This window comes from Rhodococcus sp. OK302, assembly GCF_002245895.1.
Classification (GTDB): domain Bacteria; phylum Actinomycetota; class Actinomycetes; order Mycobacteriales; family Mycobacteriaceae; genus Rhodococcus_F.
The window spans coordinates 752,574-774,595 of the sequence record NZ_NPJZ01000002.1 but is presented as its reverse complement, the minus strand read 5'-3'; the positions used below and the strand labels follow the sequence as shown (position 1 = coordinate 774,595).

The following is a 22,022-nucleotide window of genomic DNA, read 5'->3' as shown; positions in this document are numbered from 1 at the left end:
AGACTGCGCGCCTCGCATGGGAGACAGGCGCAGCCCATACGGTTTGGCAGGAACGAGTAGAACAGCTCAACGTCTGGCTGACTGAGCAAGGCAACGCCTCGAACATGTCCACTGAGCAGATGCAGGATGATCGGCAGCGGGAGATTGACCTCCAAGCCGAACTGCGCGAGGTCGAAAACTCTAAGCAGCGAGGCCAGGAGCAGCAGGCCGTGATCGAGCAACTCATGGAGAAACTCGTCTCGAAGAGGGGTGAACTTCTCACCCGACGGCAGACGTACACGAAAGGACTGGGAGATTCTGGTTCGCTCACCCGGGTCGATGTCCACCAACAAGGCGACATCGCGAGCATCGGAGACCAACTACGCGCCCTCCTCAACTGCCCAGACTCCTTCGAGTCGGCGTTCGGCAAGGACGGCATCGCCGCGTCTCTGCTCAGAGAGCGGCCGAAGACTCCGCAGTTTCACACCGGGGTGCAAAAGTTCAAGAAATCTCTCATCGAGTTGGTTCGAGATGGTGCCGACTCTGAGATTGGGCGATCATTCAAGGTGGACGCCCGTTTCTACAGCCGCCTATCCAACGCCGACACTTTCGACCTGTCCACCAACATCATGCTCTGGTTCCCAGAGGATCTCGTCGCCGTCCTCTACCGGCCAACAGCGGGAGGAAATCTGACTCCTGTCGACCACGGATCTCCTGGTCAGAAGACAGCGGCTCTGCTCACTGTCATCCTTCAAATGGGAACCGATCCGCTCCTGCTCGATCAACCAGAGGATGATCTCGAGAACAAGCTCGTCAGACGTCTCGCCGTCGAAACACTGAAGAACATCAAGACTCGCCGACAACTTATTGTCTCCACCCACAACGCCAACATTGTTGTCACATCAGCTGCTGAGAACATCCTCTCGCTCCAACACGGAGATGCCTTGCCGCTAATCGAAGCCGAGGGCACCCTTCAATTAGCGGCTGTTAAAGCCAACGTATGTGAGATCCTTGAGGGCGGCGAAGACGCCATCAAGACTCGGTATCGCCGACTGATCGGACCCATTGGTGTGTGAGCGATGCTGCTGCGCCTCGCGTCCCGTCGTTGACGAAGCGGTCGGTGCGGTGGGTGGCCCTCGGGTGTCGAGCAATAGCCCGCCGAGGGTTCGCGTGTGAACGACGGTCGAAACCTGGTTCTGGCCCAATTTCCGTGATCAGTTCTGAATGCTTCAGTCGCTGAGTAGTATTCGTTTGCGGAGCAGGTTAAATCCGGCACGTCCGTACATCTGCCGTTTGAGCATCTTGCGGGCGGAGCCAAGACTCCCGGTGGCAAGGACTGCCGATGAAGGGGCGCCGCCAAGGCACCCGGAGCGAAGGCTGCGGCCGCGCCGGCAGCGGAGGCTCCCACTGCTGAGGCTGCTGCACCCGAAGCTGCTGCACCCGTCGTCAACACGGACCGACCGAAAGTGCATCGGGGACCTCCATTCCGCTTAAGAGGCCACCAACTCCCGAGCTATTCAGGCAGTTTTAGGGAGAGAGCCGCCAACCATTCCACCGCTCTTTGGCGGTACTCGTCGGGCTGAGCGCCCTCAGCCTTTGCCAGGGCGATCAGGAGTATTTCCCCCAGGTATAACTGGCCACGGATAACCTCGATGGGCTCCGGGGCATCTATGCCGGTGAGTCTCTGGCTGATGTAGTCGGCAGCTTCTGCGTGTCCATCCTCCGCTGACGAGACATACATGGTCAGAAGCTCGATCGCGTAGCGAACTGCTTGCGTGGCGTTGGGGACCGGTTCTTGCATCTTTCGACGCTAGCCCCGCCTGCCTGAGCTGTCCGGTCTACCAGCAACTATGTGGCCGAAATGAAACTGAACCGTGCCGGGTTTGATGCCGCATCCGTTTTTGTGAAGGATGCAGATCATGCCCAAGCGTTACCCACCCGAGCAACGTGAGCGAGCCGTCAGGATGGTCCTCGACCACCTCGACGAATATCGGTCCGTTTACTCCGCATGTCAGGTGATAGGCCCGAAACTCGGTATCGGCGCCGAATCGCTGCGGAACTGGACCAAGCAAGCCCAGATTGATGCCAACCAAGTTCCCGGTGCTACTTCTGCGGAACAGCAACGCATCAAAGATCTCGAGCGTGAGAATCGAGAACTCAAGGAAGCCAACGAAATTCTGAAGTCGGCATCGATTTTCTTCGCGAGGGAACTCGACCCTCGCCGCCGCTGATAGTCCAGTTCATCGACAACATGCGTGCACAAAATTTCAGGGTCGAGTCGATCTGCAGAGTGCTCACCGCACAAGGAATTCAGGTCGCCCCACGCACGTACCGCAACTGGAAAACCGCAGCACCATCTGCACGGACGATCACCGACGCCCACCTCACCGAGGAACTGCGGGCCACGATCGGCACTGCCGAAGGGCTCTACGGCCGACGAAAGATGACTGCTCACCTGCGCCGCAAAGGCCACCACGTCGCGGCCTGCACCATCGACCGCTTGATGCGCGACGAAGGACTGAACGGGGTGGTCAGAGGCCGGCAGCACCGAACCACGATTCCCGGCGGCAAGGACAGTCGCCGGGCACCCGACCTGCTCGATCGGGACTTCACCGCCGACGCACCGAACCGAACATGGGTTACCGATTTCACCTATTGCCGAACGTGGGCCGGGTTCGTCTACGTCGCATTCGTGATCGACTGCTTCTCCCGGGCAATCGTCGGCTGGCATGCCTCGACAGTGAAGGACACGGCTATGGTCACCACGGCATTGAAGATGGCATTGTGGCGACGCGATCACGGTGGACACCGGGTCAGGGATGGGCTGATCCACCACAGCGATGCCGGCAGCCAGTACACATCAATTTCCTTCGCGGAAACGCTTGCGTTGGAAGGGATTGCAGCTTCAATTGGAAGCGTCGGCGACGCCTACGACAACGCCCTTGCGGAGTCGACAATCGGACTGTTCAAGACAGAAGCAGTTTCCAAGAGCAGTCCGTTTCTGCAAGGGGCGATCAAGACGATCGACGACATCGAATTCGCGACGATGGAATGGGTGGATTGGTTCAATACCCGCCGCCTGCACAGCACCTTGGACTACGTCACTCCCGACGAGTTCGAGGCCATCTATTACTCTGAATTATCGATTCTCCAGCCGGAGATGTCGCCAGCATAGGAGCGGCAAGAAACCCGGCACGGTTCAAACAACGCCTTCTACTACCGCAAGCACTGAGCCCGAGATCACGAACAGATCCACGTCGAAAAAAGCGGAAAGGACCGGTCTTTCCTTGCTGAAACCATTCCAAAGAAGGTGATGCTCCTGACTTGTTCAATGGAAACCAGGACAACCGGGATCTGCAGTCTCGTAAAGTCCACGGTGTCGGTCGGCGCAGGCTCGCAAGCTCCTTGCCACCACAATCAGGTGGTTGGCTCACTCATAGCGTGCCCTGCCAATCGACACCGGCCTACGGTGTGGTTCGACAGAGGCGTGAAACGATCAACTTCAAGTCAGGATGCCCACCGTAGGTGCACACCGAAACCGCACCCGGACAACAGGAGCATCCGCATTGATCATCATCGGAATCGACCCGCACAAAGCATCATTGACAGCCGTAGCCGTCGACAACAGCGGCGAGACAGTGGCCCGCCGCAGGTTCGCCGTCAATTCCGGTACTGCCACGCAACTGCGGAAATGGTCACACAGATGGTCCGAGCGGCGTTTCGCCGTCGAAGGCGCCAAGGGATCGGGGCGCGGTATCGCGCAAATACTGCTCGCCGACGCTGAACACGTCGTCGACGTACCGTCCACCCTCGCCATGCGCGTGCGCGTGCTCGATACCGGCGGAGGACGCAAGACAGATACGGACGATGCACGCGCTGTCGCATTGACCGCATTGCGCCACAAGGGATTGCACGCGGTTCGGCACGAGGATCAGTCGACTATTCTACGGCTGCTCAGTGAACGCCGAGACGACCTCGTCCGGGAACGAACACGCGTCCTGAACCGTCTACACCAGCTCCTTCGGGAACTCATTGCCGGTGGTGTTCCGACCGGGCTGAACGCTGCACAAGCAGCTGCCGCTCTGCGACGAGTCCGACCAGTCACGGCAACCGACGCATGCCGCCGGGACCTGGCGAAAGAGCTTCTGACCGATCTGCGCCGGATGGATTCCAACATCAAGGGCAACGAAGCACAGATGCGTGATGCGGTCGCCGCGACCACTACCACTCTGCCGCAGGTACACGGGATCAGTACCGTTCTGACAGCGAAACTGCTCGGCCATGTCGCTGACATCAGTCGGTTCCCGTCAGCAGATCACTTCGCCAGTTACACAGGGACTTCGCCGTTGGCGGCGTCGAGCGGGGAGACGGTTCGGCATCGACTCAACACCGGCGGGAATCGTCAACTGAACTCGGTACTGCACACCGTCGCCGTGTGCCAGAGCCGAGATGTCAACGACGGTCGAAACTGGTTCTGGCCCACTTTCCGTGACGGCTCCACCTTCACGCCGCGTGTCGTTCCGGTAGGACGTGGACCGTGCGGGAGATGATCATTCTGGTGTCCTGAGAACTGTTGTGACCTGCGCGTACTCCTTCCACATCTGGCGGGTGTCGACATTGTCGACGGCAGGTGAAAACTGATCAAGGTACGGCACGCCGGAAAGGGGTCAAGATTCAGATGCCGTTGACAGACATCGATTCGGTCGATGCGACCGCAGGCGGAGTCCGTATTCGTGCGTCGCCGTTGTCGACGTCGGCGAGCTGTCCGACGTGCGGTGTTTTGGTCGAAACGAGTGCACAGTCGGTACGAACGAATGCTCGCCGATACGGCCATCGCTGGCCGATCGAGCTACGTCGTCTTGCAGGTACGTCGATTTCTGTGCTCGAACACCGGCTGTGACCGACGCACATTTGCCGAGCAGATCGACGGACTGACCCAGGCTTACACACGGACCACTCCGCTGCTACGCGAAATCCTGGAAAAGATCGCGCTGGCGTTGGCCGGACGAGCCGGATCGAGGTTGGCGTCCACGCTAGGAGTTTCCGTCGGACGCTCTACCTTGTTACGGCTGTTCCGAGCGTTGCCCGACCCTCCAACCGGTGTGGTGACGGTGCTTGGCATCGACGACTTCGCTCTCCGTCGGCGGCATCGTTACGGCACAGTTCTGATCGATATGGACACTCACCGACCTGTCGATGTTCTCGCCGACCGGAAAGCCGAAACAGTCACCAAATGGCTCACCGAACATCCGGGAACACAGGTGATCTGCCGTGATCGTGCCGGCGCCTACGGAAGAAGCAGCACGCACCGGAGCGCCCCAGGCGATCGAAGTCGCCGACCGCTGGCACCTATGGCACAATCTCGCAGAGGCGGTGGAGAAAACGGTTGCAGCCCATCATCATTGCCTGAAAAAAGAGCCCGATATAGAGCCTGAACCCTCGATCGAACGCACCCCATCGGAACAACTCAGTCAGGCCGCCGAGTACATGCGACGGTCAGGAGAGTTCGATACTCGCCGTCCGCACGAAACTGCGATTCGAGGCGGTCGCGACTCTCAAGAACGAAGGCATGGGAATCAGAATGATCGTCCGCCAGCTCGGGTTGGCACGGGAGACCGTTCGTCGTTTCTACTGCGCAAGCAGTGTCGATGAATTGTTGGGGGCGCCGCGGGCAGGCCGGCCCACTATGTTGGACAGGTTCGCCGTCTACCTGCACGAGCGTTTCAACGACGGATATACCTCCGCTGCTGCACTTTACGAATAACTTCAAGTATTGGGATATCGCGGCAGCTACAGCTCCGTTCGCGACTACTTGAGACCGCTGCGCAGCATCGGGGCTGCGCCCGGCCAGAAAGCAGATACCGAAGGTCCGGCGGATCACCTCCTGGATGTTACGACACCCCGACAACCTCACCGATGACGAGCAGATCGGGCTCAAGCAGGTTCTCGCCAGCTGCCGGCACCTTGAAGCAACTGCAGGGCATGTCACTTCGTTCGCGGAGATTCTCACAGAACGCCTTGGTGCACAATTTAACTCGTGGATGTCAGCCGTCTCGGCAGATGGCCTTCCACACTTGCGCCGCTTCGTTCGAGGGCTCGAAACCGACCACGCTGCGGTTCTGATGGACTGGCTCTGCCGTACAGTTCCGGCGCTGTCGAAGGGCACGTGAACGGGATCAAGATGCTCAAACGGCAGATGTAAGGACGTGCCGGATTCGACTTGCTTCGCAAACGAATACTCCTCAGCAACTGACACATTCAAATCGATCACGGAAAGTGGGCTACTAGAACCAGGTTTCGACCGTCGTTCACACCGGCCCTGCTGAAGCTTCTTGAACCTCGCCCGACTACAGAGGTGTCACCGCCCGGCCCGTCTACAGAGGTGTCACCGAATCCGCCGTGTGCCCCTCTCCCGGTGCACCGCCACCGAATCCGCCGACCGGGGGCGTGCGGCAGGCGGTGACGTAATCGGTGAAGTCCCACTCCCGCAGGAACCGCACTCCAGCGTCCAAACCCTTGTCGTACAGGTCCTGCGACGCCGCCACCCCGATCCCGAAATCGACCGCGCTGACACCGTCGGTCGGCACGAAACAGTGCGCCGGACGGTGCACGGATCATCCACATACGCCGAATCCTGATTGGTGAACAGCGTGTCCAGGACCGCGATCCCCAGCGACAGCGGTCCCTGCACCCGGCGGATCGCCGGCGGTGTCCCCGCCCTGGCGGTCAACCGCACCCCGAACGTCGGCCACCGAGGAGCAAGACTGTCGGACCGGTCGAACAGATCGACCGGAAAGTTCGACAGTAACCCTCCGTCGACCCACGTCGCGCCCTTCACCCGCACCGGAGTGAACACGAACGGAATAGCCGCGGACGCCCGCACAGCCCGGGCAACAGAGAACTCGTCGGGATCGGCACCGTAGGCCGGCAAGTCCCAGGGAATACGGACCAGGCGTCGAGCAGAGAGGTCACTGGCCGTGACCACCAACGAATACGCGTAGCGAGAGGATTCTTCGCCGGTCCGCAGATCCCCGAACGTGCGCACACCCAACTCCGCGAGGACGCCGGTCATGAACTCCTCCAGGTACCGCCCCTCGTAGAGTCCGTCGAAAGCAAGGAGCGAGAGTGGGGCGCCGATCACCGGCACCCGCCCGAGCAGACCGGGATCTGCGAACTTGCGGTAGTCGATCGTCTTCGCAATGTCCTCGAGCCGCGAAAGGGGCTCCCCCGCATGCTGCAGGGCCGCCACCAAAGCGCCCACGATCGCCCCGGCGCTCGACCCCGCCACCCGCGGAAACCGGTACCCCGCCTCAGCCAGCGCAGTGATTGCGCCGACCAAGCCGATGCCCTTGACTCCGCCGCCTTCACACACCAGATCTGCCGAGCGCTGCGTGCTCACCCGATCTACGCTAGCCGCGCCGCCACACTCCACCAGCGAAATCGCGACGCTCCCCGGGCCGGGGGTCTTGTTGTCCTCGACACATCAAGGCAGCCAACAAATTCGGGTAACTGGCGACCGTTCCAGTTCCGGTCGGTCGCGGCCGTGCTCGCCGGCGGGTATCGCGAGGTCATGCACCGCAACGGGGCCCGGGTTCGATGGCGTGTGCGGCGCGTCCGCCCTGGCCGTCGCGTTGACCAATCGAGGGCCGAGCCGCGCGAGGGCGGGCTGGTCGACTCGCGTCGCTGCATCCCGCAGTGCACGCGCATCACGTCGAACGCTCCCTCCCCGATCCGGAGAACGCGGTTCCCTCCAGGTTTGTCGGGCACCGCAGAGGCGAGGGCCGCGCACACCCGCTGGACATTCTCCTAGGTGGAAGCAACGAAAAGTCGCTCGGGGCACCGAAATCTTCCACTTCCCCAGGCAATTGGACACGCGCCCGAGTGGCGCAGAGTCGAATCCGTGTGTACAAACGACGCAAGCGATATCCAGTCGTGATATTCCTCACAATTGATTTGTGACCGCTGGACGCTGGACATACCTAGAACGTGCCTTAAGCCACAGGGCCTTCACGTACCGGACCATGCCGTAGGTCCGCAATGCCAATGGAGAGGGCCCAATCTTGCTGCTCCCGATGCCGCCGGCCGACTCGATGTTCCTGCTCGGCGAGTCCCGCGATCACCCCATGCACGTCGGGGGCCTGGCCCTGTTCGAACCGCCGGACGGCGCCGACGCGCAGGCTATGCGGTCGATGTTCGGCGCCGCGCTCGCCCGCGACGCCGTCGCACCGCTGCTGCGTAAGCGGGCCCGACGGTCGGCGACCACCCTGGGCCAATGGGGCTGGGAAACCGACCCCGACATCGATCTCGACCACCACATCCGCCACGACGCGCTACCCGCGCCCGGCGGGATCACCGAACTGATGACACTGGTCGCGCGGCTGCATTCCGTTTTACTCGACCGCAGCCGACCGCTGTGGGAGATACACCTGATCGAAGGCCTCACCGGCGGCCGCTTCGCGCTGTACATGAAGATCCACCACGCCCTCGCCGACGGCGTGTCCGCGATGAAACTCTTGCGCAGCGCGCTCAGCGAGGACCCCGACGCCACCGGAATGCCCGCCCCGTGGGAACCTCTGGCCCCCCGGTGCCGCGCCCTCCACCTGGTCCCGGATCCGCCCACCGACAGCGCTGGCCGTCTCGACTTGCCCGCAGCGGCCTTACGCGCAGCTCGCGGCGCCGTCGGTGAGGCCGTCGGCGTGGTGCCCGCGATCGCCGGCACCCTCGACCGGGCCCGCCGCCGCCGCCGCGGCGGGCCGCTCTCGCTCTCCGCGCCGAAATCCATGCTCAACGTGCCGATCGGCGGCGCCCGACGGTTCGCGGGCCCGGTCCTGGCCGATCGAACGCCTCCGCCTGGTCGCCAAGTTCGCCGACGCTACCGTCAACGACGTAGTACTCGCGATGTGCTCGGGTGCCCTGCGCACCTTTATGGACGATCAGGGGGCACTGCCGCAACACCCGCTGATCGCGATGGTTCCCGTCTCGCTGCGCAGCGATGATCAGGAAACCAAGGCGGGCAACGAGATCGGGGTGTTGATGTGCAACCTCGCCACCCGCCTCGTCGGCGCCCGACACGATCGCGAGCGCGCCACTGATACCCGTCGCCGCGCAGGCAAGCGCAAACGGCGCGCCTTGAGAGTTGCCGACCATCGCGGGCCTGCCCAACCCACGCAGCGCTGCGAACTCGTCGACATCGGCTGCGAAGTCGCGAAACGACTTGCCGGGCTGAGGTGTCGACACTCCCAATCCTGGACGGTCGAGCGAGATGATACGCACGTCGAGTTCCTCGAGCGTAGATGCCGGCGGGGCCGGCGCCGACGATCGCGACCCGGAGTGGGCGGAATTCGGACATTTCTGTTCAATCCTCCTGAACAACTTTATGTTTCATCTATCTACGAGATGATGTGACCATCGATTACCGACCCCTCGAAAGCATCATGCGACGCCCGAGGGTTGCCCTCGATACCGTCGGGCGTCACGTCACCCCTTCTGGGGACGAACGACCAAGGCCCGATCGCCGTTTCTTCCTGCCATCATCTTTTCGCCCAGTTCGAGAAACTCTCGCATCCGCTCCCGTGGTAGCTGAGCACCGTCCTTCAATCTGAGATATGAGCGTTCATCGACGATCAGTGTGACCTGGCCATCGTCCGTGTCGAGTGTGATGGAGTCAGCTCCCACCGCCGACAGAACACCTACCACCGGTTGTGGCGCGGAAAGCGGAGACATACGGATATCCATCGAAAACCGAAAGCGATCAGATCGATTAGGCAGACCGGCGTGGGGAGTTGCCTCGCTGAAAATCAATGCATCACCAGGGTGATAGACGCTGGGACGTGCCCAGGCGGATTCCGGGATTGCGCCATCGGGAATGCTGTATTTAGGCGGAGAATCCCAGTCGTGCAGGTAGCCGTGCTTGCTCAACCCCGGGGCGATTGCGAGACCACCACAATCGAAGTCGATGTCGGAGAAAGGCAACCAGCACGTACGGAATGGAATACCCTCGTTGAAAAATCCGTCCTGATGGCGCCCGCCGACAAAATCGTCCGGTTCGATTGCCACTGGCGGATTCAAGCGATACTCGGTACTGGGCACCCATGTAATCGGCTCTCCGACAACGCCTTCGAAGAATGAGTGGATGCGAGGATTCGCGGTGAACGCCTCCCAACATCCGGATCCGTAGATTTCAGGTACCTTCACCGGAAAGTCTGTGACGTCCTTGCCATTCCAGATCGGGACGTCCAGCCCTCGATCGACAACTCCGTAGTCGTCTACGAGAATCGAAAAAAATTTCGACCGGACTTCTTCCACGGCATCGAGGTCCAACACGTTGCGGAAGAACAGATAACCTTCTTCCCGATAGACCTCCTCGAGCTTTTCATGATTGCCCAGCAGATCGTTGTGAACGTCAAGCTCTTTCATCGGAAACGCCACTACACACCACCTTCGGAAATTGCCGACAGCACCGCACCGTCGAATGTTGAAATTGTCGTGAAATAATTCTGGTGACCCGTCGTTACCACTGTCATTACGAACCGGCACTCCAATCTCGAGCCCGTTTCAAGACTTCGGAAAAGGGAAGTGCGACATCGGTCGCACGTTCGCGGGGCAGGCCCAACACCCTTTCCGCGATCCCGTTCCGCTGCATCTGTTCGGTACCGCCCGCGATCGCCGGCTTCTTACTTTCCAGAAAGTCGTGTGCTACGGCCCCTGCACCAGGTACGTCCGGGTCCCATATGACTGCATCTGCTCCCCCGATTTCCAGGGCGGCACGCGCACGATTCACACTCGCGCCTGCCAGCGCCAGCTTTCCGTAGGCGGCTGTTCCTGCGTCGACCTTCGCCAGACGTGACATCGTTGCGATCCTTGCCTTGAGCTGTTTGGCTGCGTACTCCTCGACATGGACCCCGACCAGCGTTCGTCGAACTCCCGCGTCGCCAAGAAGGCCACAACCGAGGGCCAGAGCGACCAGATCAGGACAAAGCTCACCAGGAAGGTCCGGTGTTTCGGTGGCTCCCGGGCGGCCAGCGCCGCGTTCGAAGACCAACAACGTGGAGGTGACCGACCAGCCCTCGTCTACCTGGCCGATCCTCTCCCCGTCGTCGATCACCACGGCATCGAGGAACTCTTCGCAAAATTCGCTACCGCCGCCGATCTGCTTGATCGGACGCACGGTCAACCCGTCAGCCGTACAGGGGACACCAAACCATGTGAGCCCCTTATGTTTAGGAACATCCCAATTCGATCGAGTCAGGCACATTCCCCAGTCTGCAAGATGCGCAAGCGAGCTCCAAATCTTCGAGCCATCGAGCACCCAGGATCCATCCGGCCGGCGTGTTGCTCTCGTTTGGATGCCGGCTAGGTCAGAGCCTGCCGCAGGCTCGGAGAAGAACTGGCACCAAAGTTCCTCTCCTTTCAGCACTTTCGGCACGTGTCGCAGGAGGAACTCTGGAGTAGCATGGCGGAGCATTGTGGGCACGCAAGAACCGAAGGTCGTGACGCTCAGAATTCCGAAATTCGGTGTTACGAATGCTGCCGATTCTTCGACAAATGCTCGTTCGTGCTCAGCGGTCAGCCCTTGCCCTCCGTACTCGACCGGCCACGTAATTCCGGCGAATCCACCGTCGAACAGTCGTCGTTGAATACTTCGATGCCTCGCGACCTCCTGGGCTGTGTGCGGATCCTGTTCAGGACTGGTGCGATCCCGCCGATCGAGGTTGTGAGGCAACCAATCACGCGCTCTGGCGCGAAACTCCTCTACCGTTTCGGTGATCGCGACAACGTCCGTGGTGCTCACCGTGCCTCCTGCAACTCATCGGCGTGCGTACGCAGGATCCGGCTACGGTGAAAATCAGTAGTTCCGAACAATGCCGCGTTCGCAGTCAGTCGGCGTAAGTACAAATGCAAGTCGTGTTCCCAGGCGAATCCGATCCCTCCGTGCACCTGAAGGCAATCCTGAGCCATCCGCGCTGCTCGCTCCCCTACGTACGTAGCGGCGATCGAGCTGACCTCCGATGCGTAAGTTTGCCCCTCCGACAGTGCTCGAACTGAAGCATCCAAGACTGCCTTGGAGGACTCTACGACCAGGCTGACATCAGCTAAGAGGTGTTTGATCGCCTGAAACGATCCGATTGGACGACCGAAGGCGATGCGGTCGAGCGCGTATTGTCTGGTGAGATCGAACAGGCGATCCATCGCCCCCACCGATTCTGCCACGGTCAGCACGCTCGCAACCGTACGAGAGTGCTCAACGCCACCGTGTATCAGTACCTTTCGAGGGACTCGTACACCGTCGAGAGTTAACTCTTCCAACCGCCGAGTCACATCGAGACAGTTCAATGCGCGTCGTTGTAGACCGGGATCGACTTCGATCAGCGTCTGTACATCTTTCCCGTCGATCGACATGGTAAGTAGCAGCCACCGTGCACGTGGATCGTCGATAACGACAGTCCCACTCAAAACCAGTTCCTCACCGTCGGGTTCCGCTGACAGCGTTGTCCCTCCCCACAGCGAGTCTCCGGCCACCGGGATTGCTGCAGTACCCTCACCCGATGCCAGGACGGGAAGCATAGAACTCCGTTGCTCGTCCGATCCGCTGTGCCCGAGAAGTGCTGCAACCGTATTGGTGGCGGTAAACGGTTCGGGTAGTAGACGGGCACCCCTCGAACGCGCAATCAGTGCAATGTCGGCCACCGGATCTCCGGATACGCTTCCGCCGCCGTACCCTTCGTCGACGAGCATCGCGAACCATCCCAGATCTGCTGCGCGCGAAACGAAGCCGGGGTCGAGCGAGGACCCGTCAGCAATTGCACGCACTTTAGCCAACGGCAACATCTCATCGACAAGTCGTGCCGACGACTCTAGCAATAGTGCCTGATCAGGCGTTGGGTCAAGGTCCACTGTGCTACACCACTTCAGGGTGAGCAGCCACCCGATCGACTACTGACGGCAGCACCGGCCCAGCTTCTTTCCAGTCCGGTACCCCGTCCGAAACGTGCGCACGGGCAACCTTGTCGTCGTGCACCTCCGCCCAATGCGAGTGGTTGATCTGGTGCAGGCTGAAGCACGCGTTCAGTGCGTTGTAGAAGCCCATGTTGTCCTGAGTTTGGTTCACCGACTCTTTGATCAGCAAGGAAGCCATGGTCGGTGTCTTCGCGATTCGCTTGGCGAACTCTTCGGTGTTGTGCGCCAACTCTTCCCGCGGCCATAGCTTGGAGATCATGCCCAGTGCATGTGCTTCGCGCGCGTCGATCGAATCACCGGTGAGCATCAATTCCTTCGTCTTGCGCAATCCGAATTCCCACGGATGCGCGAAATACTCGACTCCGCACATACCCAAGCGGGCGCCGACAACGTCGGCGAACGTGGTGTCCTCGGCCGAGACGATCAGATCGCAACTCCACATCAGCATCAGCGCTGCCGAGTACACCTTGCCGTGAACCTCTGCGATTGTGATTTTGCGAAGATTTCGCCACCGACGCGTGTTCTCGAAGAAATAGTGCCATTCCTGCAGCATTCGCTGCTCGGCTCCGACACGGCTGCCGCCGTTCGTTTGGTGGGTGATGTGCTGATCCGGACCGGGTTCGCGTTCTGCGATACGGATTTTCGAACCCAGGTCATGTCCGGAGGAGAACATCGTGCCGGTGCCGCCGAGAATGACGACGCGGACGCAATCATCGGCCTCTGCTCGAAGCATCGCCTCGTTCAACTCCACCAGGAGTTGCCGATTCTGGGCATTGCGCGCTTCTGGCCGGTCCAGCATGATCCGTACGACGCGACCGTCGTCGAGGGTGGTGTAGCTGACGAACTTGTAATCGTCCATGATTGGTGTCCTTAGGATTGGGATGCGAATACGTGCTCAGACAAGTCCGCGCTCTCGCATCGATGCGAGGCGTTCATCGTCGTAGCCGAGGATTTCCGTGTATACGCGATCATTGTGTTGACCGAGATGTGGTGCTGGGCCGGAGAATTCGGCGGGGGTTTCAGAGAAGATGATCGGGATACCGCTGCCGTACAAGCCTTCGGCTTCTCCGTAGTCCGGGTGCGCGAGCGCGACGGTCTCGCCGCGACCAAGTACATGAGGGTCGCACACTGCTTCCTCAGGTGTTCGGACTCTCGAAACCGGTATATCCGCGTCGTACAGGCACTTCTCGATCTCGTCGACGCCACGTACGGCGGCCCATTCTGCGACGATGCGGTGTATTTCCTCGGCATTGGCCGCGCGCGGTGCGCGTTCAGAAAACCTGCTGTCCGACAACAACTCCGGCATACCCATTGCCGCGGGAAGGCGTTTGAAGAATCCGTCGTTTGCCGCGCAGATCGCTACTTCACCGTCCAGGGCCTGAAAAATGCCGAACGGAGCGAGCCGATTGAGATAGTTCCCTGTTCGTGGCGACATACCCGTCTCTGAGTAACCTCCCCACGGTTCCACCGCGACCATCGAGGTAAGCGCCCCCAGCATCGAGACATCCACGTGCTGACCGATTCCGGAGGTCTTGGCCTCGAGCACGGCTGCGAGGGTTCCGGCCACTGCAAACAGCGGTGCCATCATGTCGCCTAGCGGAAGTCCGACACGAACTGCGTCGTCTCCCTGCAGGCCGGATGTCATCGCGAGCCCCGAAAGGGCTTGGATCGTCAGGTCATACGCCTTGCCGGTGTCGGCAGCCGCGTCACTCCCGAATCCGTTGATCGATGTGTAGACGATGCGCGGGTTTATCGAACGAGCATGGTCGTATCCGATACCGAGACGGTCTGCCGTACCGGCGCTGAAGTTTTCGACCACGATGTCGGCCTCCCGGATCAAGTCGTCGAAGACCTCTATCGCATCAGGATGCTTCAGGTTCAGCGTAACTCCGAGCTTTCCTCGGCAGCGCTCGAGGAACGGAATCGACAAATCGTCACTGTGGTGCCGCAGACGATTGATCCCGTCTCGGCCCAGATACGGAACATTTCCACGAGCGACATCCCCGGCAGAAGGTTCCTCGATCTTGATCACCGTTGCGCCGAGTCCGCCGAGCAGCAGAGTCGCGTAGGGCCCCGACAATGCGCGCGTCAGGTCGATCACGGTGAAGCCGGACAGCGGGCCCGTCATGCCAATTCCTTGGTTGCAACGAAGGCTCGACGCAACTCCCGCCGATTGAGCTTGCCCATCGCAGTCCTTTCGATCGCTTCGACGAACCGAACCTGCCGCGGGGTCTTGACCGCCGACAGCTCCGTACGGCAGAAGCTGACGAGTTCCGACGCAAGGTCGGCAGACGGGAGCCTGTCAGCGGCCGGAACTACAAGGGCGAGTGCTTCTTCGCCCATCTCGTCGTTGTCGATACCGATCACGGCGACATCGACGACTGCCGGATGCTCTGCCAATACGCGTTCAGCCTCGGCCGGGTAGATATTCACGCCGCCCGACACGATCTTGTCGCTGTCACGATCGGTGAGATACACGTATCCGTCATTGTCGACGCGGCCGATCTCGCCGAGGGTGAATACGCCAGGTCGAAGGTGCGCTGCCGCCGTAAGCTCCGGTGCATCCTCGTACTCGATACCGAAGCCCGTCGCATTCTCGAAGTAAAGGCGCCCTTCCGCTCCGGTGGGTACCTCAGCGCCGGTGTCATCGATGACCAGCACCCGTACCCCGGGCACCGGGCGTCCTACGGAGTTCGGACGGTCGAGCCACTCGGCCGACGTGATTGCACATACGCCGCCGGACTCGGTACCTCCGTACGTTTCGAAGAAGATCTCTCCCCACCAATCGATCATCTGCCGCTTTGTCTCTTCCGGGCAGCCGGCGCCGGTCTGGGTTACCAGGCGCATCGAGCTCACGTCGTATTCTCTGCTCGACTCGGACTGCGCTCGCAGCAATCGAACGAAATGCGTCGGTACCATCAATGTGCTCGCGATGCGTTCGGCTTCGATTGTCTCGAGAATTTCGGTCGGATCGAATCGGCGCGGAATATGCACCGGCACACCGGAAGCCAACAGTGCTGTCGCTTGGATCGGCCCGGAGTGATTGAGCGGTCCGGACACCAGATGCGGACCCTGGCCGACGAAGCGATTGCCTGCGGCCCACGTGCGGTACTCGGCAAGGGTGGCACCGCGCGGGAAAATAGTTCTCGGCATGAGTGTGCGCTTCGGGCGTCCGGTGGTGCCGGAGCTGAACAGGATGGGTGGCGAGACCCGCACCGTCGACTGCTCTGCAACCGACGGGCCGTCAAGCCATTCGTTCAGCGTTATGTACCCGACTCCCGATACCTCGGTCCAGGACACAACCCGTACATCGGGCGCATTGCGCGCGGCTGCCAGTGCCACCTCAAGAAGCACGGGATCGACGATCAGCAGTCCGGATTCGGACTCGAGGATCATGTGTGCAATCTCTGACGCTTGCAAGTGCGCGTTGAGTGGCACCAGCGCCGCGCCTGAGAGCATGGTGGCAAGGTAGGTAATGAGCGTTCGCCCGGAATTTTTTCCCAGAACCGACACCACCCGCGTGCCGCATTCGCACTCGGCACGCAGTCGCGAGGCGGTGCGCTCGATTTCCTCTACGACTTCCGCGCGACTGAGCGTGAGATCCCACGATTTCAGACCGAGGGACCTGCCACCACTTTTCTTTTCGAGATCGTCTCCCAAGTTCGACAGGGCCATGATCGATCCTCCTTCCACGTTGATAGATATAGATGTTGGACAAGACCGAGGCGGTCACGTGATAACGCCGGCATCCTTCAACCGCACTATCTGGTCCCAACTGCAACCCGATTCCAGCAGTAGTTCCTCGGTATGCTCGCCCAGCTCCGGTCCGCGCGGCAGAATACGTTGTGGGACACCAACAGTGAACGGTGAACGAACCAACCGCATGTCACTGCCTTCGACCGGACATACGAATCCATTTGCTTCCATTTGTGGATCACTGGCCAGTTCGGACACGTCTTGAACCGGCGCCCACGGACCGTCGAAGTCGGCGAGGGCCGCACTCCACTCGTCGCGGGTGCAACGACCAAGCACTGCTTCGAGCTCGAGGCGGAGTTCTGCGCCGTTTCCGTCTCGTCCCTGCACATTGAAGAATCGTTCGTCGCTGCGCAACTCGGGCGCTCCGATGCATTTGCAGAAATCGTCCCAGAATCGCTCGGATTGCATGAGGTTCAACATGATCCACTTGCCATCGGCACAACGATAGGAACCTGTCAGCGGCGGCATCGCCACCCGCTGACCGGGGCCTTTGGCCGGACCGCCCGAGACAATTTCGCTGGCGGTCACCCATGCGGCCGCACCAATCAGCGATGCACCGACAGGCTGCGGTTCGCAGCCACGTTCGAGACCGAGCAACGAGGCCATGACACCGGCTGCGAGTCCGACCGATGCAATTCGATCTCCGAATGACGGTGGCTGCCGAGCTAATTGTGGCGCGTCCGGTTCGGTCACTAGTTCGCCGACGCCTCCCCTCGCCCAGAATGCAGTGATGTCGTACCCGGGTTTGTCGCTGTCTGCGCCCGCTGGACCGAAGGCGTCACCGCGGGCGTACACCAGCCGCGGATTGATTTCTGCCAAATCTTGCTGCGACATACCATGTTTGACCAATGCGCCGACGCGCAAACTTGTCATGAACACGTCAGCCTCACGGATGAGCGAGTACGCGACGTCTCGCCCACCCGGCGCGCCCAAGTCTATTCCGATGCTGCGTTTTCCTCGGTTTGCCTGCGCGGACCGAGCAGAGAGCGCACCTGCTGAATTGGCCGCGCCCGCCGTCGTCAAGGCATGGTACGGATCTCCGTGTTTCGGATGTTCGATCCGGATCACGTCAGCGCCCAGTTCAGCCAGAATCGCCGCGGCACTCGGCACGAACACCCATTGGGCCAATTCAACTACTTTGATCCCTGACAAGGGTCCGTTTGTTCCGGTCACCACATTCCGCCTCTCCTCGGCCTGCCGACTGTGTGCCGACCGGCATATCGTCTTGCTTGTTCTCTGGTCCGATCAGTTACCGACAAGTCGCCACTGCAACAAGGTGTAGTTCTTGCCGTCGACGCAATGGTCGACGAACTCACCACGTACCGGTGCTCCCAGCTCGATGTCGATGGTCTCGACGTCGTCGACCAAGAGATTGCCCACCAGCCGAGAGCCGCCGGCGCTCTCCAGTTCTACGACCACGATGATGTACGGCACGGCGGTGTCGAGCGCTTCGTGTGCTGCATGCCAGACCTTCGTCCAGGTGAAAATCGTTCCGGAGGGTTCCGTGGTGGACCAACCCACGTCAAATCGCCTGCAGCGGTAACAGATCACCTCGGGCGGCCACTGCCATCCGCCGCATTGACACCGCTGCAGGACTAGCTCATGCGCCACCAGCCCTTCGTGATAACGGCGATCCAGCCCGGTCGGGAGCGGCACCGGAATTCCGAAAACCTGTGGGACCGGAGTTTCCCCAAGCTTGTTCACATTGCTTTGTCCGATCACAGTGTTGCCTCCGTCCCGTAAACCACACCACTGGTCAGCGACGTCATGGGTCCGCCCATCGCGACCGACACCGAGGCCCCCGCTACCTGGTTGGGGGACGTGCCGCGCAGTTGGCGAACTGCCTCGAGGTGGTGGCCCATTCCGAGAATGTAAGCCTCCGCGAAATTGCCGCCGCTCGTGTTCAGCGGAGCAAATCCGTTGGGTGCGATCAGATTTTCCAAGGTCAGAATCGCGTCGGCATTTTCGTATCCACAGACACCCAATTCGACCAGTCCCATGACGACCCCGGCAGTGAAGTTGTCGTACACCTGGAATGAATCGATTGCCTCGACAGAGATTCCTGCGTCCTTGTACAGTCGATCGATCAAACTTCGATATCCGGCAGTTGCGTAGTCGGGAACATTCTCTCCGCCTGCGCCGGAACGGAATTCGCCACTTTGTCCCGCAGACAGAATGTAGACGGGGTCTTGCCGGAGCGTTCGTGCACGCTCCGCAGACACAAGCAGTACTGCTGCTGCCGCATCGCTCTCCTGGCAGCAGTCATACAGGTGGTACGGCTCCGCGATCCACCGAGATTGATCGTATTGCTCCGATGTCAGCGTGCGATTCTTCATCACCGCAGCTGGATTCGACTGTGCGTGATGGTAAGCCGCCATCGCCACAGCTCGCATCGTGGATTGACCGACGCCGTACTGGGCCAACATTCGTTTGGCTTTCAACGCATATTTATGTGGCGCAGCGAAAGCCCCATAAGGTCCCATGGCAGCACCACCGAGGTCGTATCCGGACACCTCCGGACCGCCGCCGCTGCCGCTGTATCCGACGCCTCGACCAAACCGTCCGACCTCACCCTGACGACAGCCGCGAAACGCGATGACACAGTCTGCTAGGCCGGCCGCGATCGCCGCGGCACCGATCGCGACGTGACCGGCGGAACCTCCGCCGCCTCCGCCGAACTGCATACCACCAAGCCGCAATTCGCGAATTCCGAGCGCCGTCGCCAATCGGACTGGGTTGCTGCCGTCATTCGAATACGCAACGAACCCGTCGATCTCGCCGATTTCTATCCCGGCATCCTCCGCTGCGGCAATGATCGCGCGCAATACCATCGAGAACTCGGATTCGGATGAACCTCCGTGCCGAAAGTAATCACTGGCGCCGATCCCGGCGATGGCGACCTTGCCGCGCAGTGAACGTCCCGCCTCGGTCACAGCCATCCCGATCAGTGCTCGGCGTACGAAGCGAAGACCGAAGGCGCAGCCGAAACCATCGTCGTCGGGTCCACGTAGACGTGCTGTGTGGCGCCGTGGATGTCGCGCACGCACCGTGCGAGGGCGTTGGGGCCGCGTAGACCCTTACTTCCCGACCACGCGTAGGCGAATTCTACTGCTTCACGCGCCACGCCGGTTACGAAGGTCGACGCCTGTCGAACCCTCTGGTACTCGAGGTCCGATACTTCGTTGCCGGCATTGACGCTCTGCTGTGCGGCGTCGAAGACATCGAAGCAGAATGCTCGCGCGGAGGCCAATTTGCCTTCCATGACTGCGAAATCATGCTGAAAGAGTTGCTGTTCGATGATGGGAAGCACTCCGGGTCGACTCTTGCCGGCAGCCAGGATGCCGTGAAGTTCGCCGAATGCGCGTCGCGCGATGCCCAACGCTACGCCTGCATGTCCCGACGATCCCATGATCTGCAATCCGAGATGCTGGGTAGACTGGCCGCGCAAGGGCTTTGCGCCTGTGCGCTGGACCGTGAAGTCCGTCGAGACGAACTGCTGGGGAATCTCGTAGTCGTAACTGCCGGTGCCGACCAAACCGAGCACGTCCCAGTTTCCGAGGAATTCGACCTGCTCCCGAGGGACCATGAAGATCAACTCGATCTCGTTGTTCGCACCGGTCCGGGCGCCGCCGCCGATCCAACTCGCATGGCCTGTACCACTGCCGAACTGGTATCGACCACCGGCCCTGTAGCCACCCTCGACTTCGGTGACCTTACCCATCGGAGCGAACATGCCTGCAATGATTGCCTTTTCGGACCCGCGGAATAGCGTGTCCACTGCGGTCTCCGCGCAATGCCCACCGCTGAAGCCGGTCACCGACATGTTGGCCATCAGGCTCCAACCGATCGAGCCGTCTGCTGCGCTGATCTCTTCGGTAACGGCAAGCGCCTGCGTAATTTCTGCGCCGCCGCCGCCGACCTCGGTAGGCGCGAGCAACCAGAACAGCTCGGCTTCGGTGAGTAGGTTGACAACGTCGTCGGTCATCGTGCCGTTCGACTCGACCTCGGCGGCTGCCGCTCGTATGGCGGGGGCCACGAATCGAGCGCGTTCCACCGGATCCGCAATTCCGAGCGGGACACCATGGGTGTCGGTCGATCGTGTCACCGTCCCTGCTGGGCTGGTCTGCATCGTGGATCCTTCCGTCGTGTTGTGCACTGATTGAGCTGGTAACAGCTTGCGCCTTAGGGCATTACGGCTGCCGTTAAGATCGGGGCAATCACATGAATCGCCCGCCGGACACTTCGAGTGCAGCTCCGGTAACGAAGCTCGACATGTCGGAGGCGAGATAAACTGCTGCATCGGCGATCTCGTGTGGTTCGCCGATTCGACCCAGCGGAACGTCAACGAGCCGCGAGGCGAGATCCTCGGCAGCGAGCTGCTCCGCCATCGCTGTGCGCATAATTCCGGGCAGAATGGTGTTGACTCTGATATTTCTCGGCGCGAGCTCTTTCGCCGCAGCTTTCGTCAATCCGAGAATCGCGGATTTCGCTGTGCTGTAACTAGTTTGTCCAGGAAGGCCGGCCTTGCCGCCGATACTCGAAATATTGATTATCGAGCCACTTCCGCTGCCCGTGCGGTCACCCATGTGTATCCCCGCATATTTGCAGCCGAGCCAACTTCCCTGCACGTGGACATCCATCAGAAGCTTGAAGTCCTCGAGTGCAACCTCTGCCATCGTTCCGTTGCGGAGAATCCCGGCGTTGTTCACCCAGATGTCGAGTCCGCCCTGCATATCGGCCGCGTGCCCGGCCAGTGCCGCCATCGACGAATCGTTCGACACGTCACAGGTCATCGCCACCGCTCGGTGCAATCCGTCCTCGCCCAACCGGTGCACGACATCCGTAAGCTCGGCTTCGTCCAGGTCGGCGAGAACAACAGTGGCTCCGTGTTCGAGGAATCCTCTCGCCATGGCCAGTCCCAGACCGCGGGCTGCGCCGGTGACCACGGCGGTCCTGCCGTTCAACAAGTCGTTCATTGGTTCTCCCCAGGTGCATTCATGCGAGTTCAGTCGCTCGCCGGAAGGTTTTTCGCGGTTTTGACGATCAGTGGATTACTTCCGTCGGCTAGGGTGCCGGCGCCGGCTTTGGTCACCAGCACCTCCATCGTCGGATCCGCGTCTGCCGTGTAGCGTTTTCCGATCACGTTGCCGGAGTTCAGGTTCGGATCAACGACCAGTCCTGCGGGAATCGTTGCGTCCACGTCGACCATCGGTTGGCCGCCGCAGGTGACCTGTACTACACCGGTCCCGGGACGAATAACGATCACCTCGGTCGTACACGCCTGACTTCGCAGCCGCGCGCCGGATGCAAGTGTCGTCAGGTTCGTCATT

At 60.8% G+C, this 22,022-nt stretch carries 18 protein-coding genes and 4 pseudogenes; 7 read left to right on the top strand and 15 right to left on the bottom strand.

The genetic code is table 11. The features are described from left to right. On the top strand, positions 1–1,055 hold a 1,055-nt coding region (locus BDB13_RS31575), incomplete at its 5' end, for an AAA family ATPase (protein WP_176459841.1). 437 nt (positions 1,056–1,492) lie between these two features. Here BDB13_RS31575 and BDB13_RS31570 read toward each other — a convergent pair. Beyond that, positions 1,493–1,780, bottom strand: coding sequence for a hypothetical protein (locus BDB13_RS31570; RefSeq protein ID WP_094275884.1), 288 nt, complete (start codon positions 1,778–1,780; stop codon positions 1,493–1,495). Positions 1,781–1,898: 118 nt separating this feature from the next. Here BDB13_RS31570 and BDB13_RS31565 point away from each other — a divergent pair. From BDB13_RS31565 to BDB13_RS33910, 5 genes and pseudogenes are all read left to right on the top strand, one after another. Beyond that, positions 1,899–3,154 (top strand): IS3 family transposase gene (locus BDB13_RS31565; RefSeq protein WP_094275963.1). Its coding sequence is split into 2 segments (ribosomal slippage): positions 1,899–2,172 and positions 2,172–3,154, totalling 1,257 coding nucleotides; the frame shifts between segments, so codons are not numbered across the junction. Positions 3,155–3,545: 391 nt separating this feature from the next. Beyond that, positions 3,546–4,529 carry an IS110 family transposase gene (locus BDB13_RS31560; protein WP_176459840.1) on the top strand — a complete coding sequence of 328 codons (984 nt, stop codon included), beginning with the start codon at positions 3,546–3,548 and terminating at the stop codon, positions 4,527–4,529. A gap of 264 nt (positions 4,530–4,793) precedes the next feature. Then, entirely contained in the window at positions 4,794–5,414 is a 621-nt protein-coding gene (locus tag BDB13_RS32680) for a transposase (protein WP_217902190.1), read from the top strand. Positions 5,415–5,548: 134 nt separating this feature from the next. After that, entirely contained in the window at positions 5,549–5,743 is a 195-nt protein-coding gene (locus BDB13_RS32675) for a hypothetical protein (RefSeq protein WP_217902189.1), read from the top strand. A gap of 124 nt (positions 5,744–5,867) precedes the next feature. Further along, positions 5,868–6,181 (top strand): annotated as a pseudogene (locus tag BDB13_RS33910) (hypothetical protein); the annotation flags it as partial. Between the two features lie 172 nt (positions 6,182–6,353). On the opposite strand, the pseudogene BDB13_RS31550 reads toward BDB13_RS33910, so the two are convergent. Next, positions 6,354–7,378 (bottom strand): annotated as a pseudogene (locus BDB13_RS31550) (patatin-like phospholipase family protein). Positions 7,379–8,039: 661 nt separating this feature from the next. On the opposite strand from BDB13_RS31550, the pseudogene BDB13_RS32670 reads away from it, so the two are divergent. Next, positions 8,040–9,093, top strand: a pseudogene (locus BDB13_RS32670) (wax ester/triacylglycerol synthase family O-acyltransferase); the annotation flags it as partial. A gap of 42 nt (positions 9,094–9,135) precedes the next feature. Here BDB13_RS32670 and BDB13_RS33905 read toward each other — a convergent pair. The 13 genes and pseudogenes from BDB13_RS33905 to BDB13_RS31485 form a co-directional block, all read right to left on the bottom strand. After that, a pseudogene (locus BDB13_RS33905) lies at positions 9,136–9,216 on the bottom strand (hypothetical protein); the annotation flags it as partial. Positions 9,217–9,456: 240 nt separating this feature from the next. After that, positions 9,457–10,407, bottom strand: a complete 951-nt coding sequence (locus BDB13_RS31540; protein WP_094275882.1) for a phytanoyl-CoA dioxygenase family protein — start codon at positions 10,405–10,407, stop codon at positions 9,457–9,459. A 94-nt stretch (positions 10,408–10,501) separates the two neighbouring features. Continuing rightward, positions 10,502–11,770, bottom strand: a complete 1,269-nt coding sequence (locus tag BDB13_RS31535) for an acyl-CoA dehydrogenase family protein (protein WP_217902188.1) — start codon at positions 11,768–11,770, stop codon at positions 10,502–10,504. Continuing rightward, on the bottom strand, positions 11,767–12,873 hold the full coding sequence (locus tag BDB13_RS31530) for an acyl-CoA dehydrogenase family protein (RefSeq protein ID WP_094275881.1): 1,107 nt from the start codon (positions 12,871–12,873) through the stop codon (positions 11,767–11,769). Before BDB13_RS31530 ends, BDB13_RS31535 begins: the two co-directional genes overlap by 4 nt. Before the next feature lie 4 nt (positions 12,874–12,877). Then, a complete protein-coding gene (locus BDB13_RS31525; RefSeq protein ID WP_094275880.1) occupies positions 12,878–13,795 on the bottom strand; it encodes an enoyl-CoA hydratase in 918 nt (305 codons plus the stop codon). A gap of 36 nt (positions 13,796–13,831) precedes the next feature. After that, positions 13,832–15,064, bottom strand: a complete 1,233-nt coding sequence (locus BDB13_RS31520; RefSeq protein ID WP_094275879.1) for a CaiB/BaiF CoA transferase family protein — start codon at positions 15,062–15,064, stop codon at positions 13,832–13,834. Then, entirely contained in the window at positions 15,061–16,611 is a 1,551-nt protein-coding gene (locus BDB13_RS31515) for an AMP-binding protein (RefSeq protein ID WP_094275878.1), read from the bottom strand. The genes BDB13_RS31520 and BDB13_RS31515 overlap by 4 nt, the downstream gene beginning before the upstream one ends. 54 nt (positions 16,612–16,665) lie before the next feature. Beyond that, positions 16,666–17,865 carry a CaiB/BaiF CoA transferase family protein gene (locus tag BDB13_RS31510; protein ID WP_176459839.1) on the bottom strand — a complete coding sequence of 400 codons (1,200 nt, stop codon included), beginning with the start codon at positions 17,863–17,865 and terminating at the stop codon, positions 16,666–16,668. Positions 17,866–17,937: 72 nt separating this feature from the next. Beyond that, positions 17,938–18,213 carry a Zn-ribbon domain-containing OB-fold protein gene (locus BDB13_RS33480; protein ID WP_254923162.1) on the bottom strand — a complete coding sequence of 92 codons (276 nt, stop codon included), beginning with the start codon at positions 18,211–18,213 and terminating at the stop codon, positions 17,938–17,940. 197 nt (positions 18,214–18,410) lie between these two features. Further along, complete coding sequence (locus BDB13_RS31500; protein ID WP_094275875.1) at positions 18,411–19,631, bottom strand: thiolase C-terminal domain-containing protein; 1,221 nt, start codon at positions 19,629–19,631, stop codon at positions 18,411–18,413. A gap of 5 nt (positions 19,632–19,636) precedes the next feature. Further along, positions 19,637–20,821, bottom strand: a complete 1,185-nt coding sequence (locus BDB13_RS31495; protein ID WP_176459838.1) for an acyl-CoA dehydrogenase family protein — start codon at positions 20,819–20,821, stop codon at positions 19,637–19,639. Positions 20,822–20,909: 88 nt separating this feature from the next. Beyond that, entirely contained in the window at positions 20,910–21,668 is a 759-nt protein-coding gene (locus BDB13_RS31490; RefSeq protein ID WP_094275873.1) for an SDR family NAD(P)-dependent oxidoreductase, read from the bottom strand. 29 nt (positions 21,669–21,697) lie between these two features. Continuing rightward, entirely contained in the window at positions 21,698–22,021 is a 324-nt protein-coding gene (locus BDB13_RS31485) for a hypothetical protein (protein ID WP_094275872.1), read from the bottom strand. Between the last annotated feature and the right edge of the window lies 1 nt (position 22,022).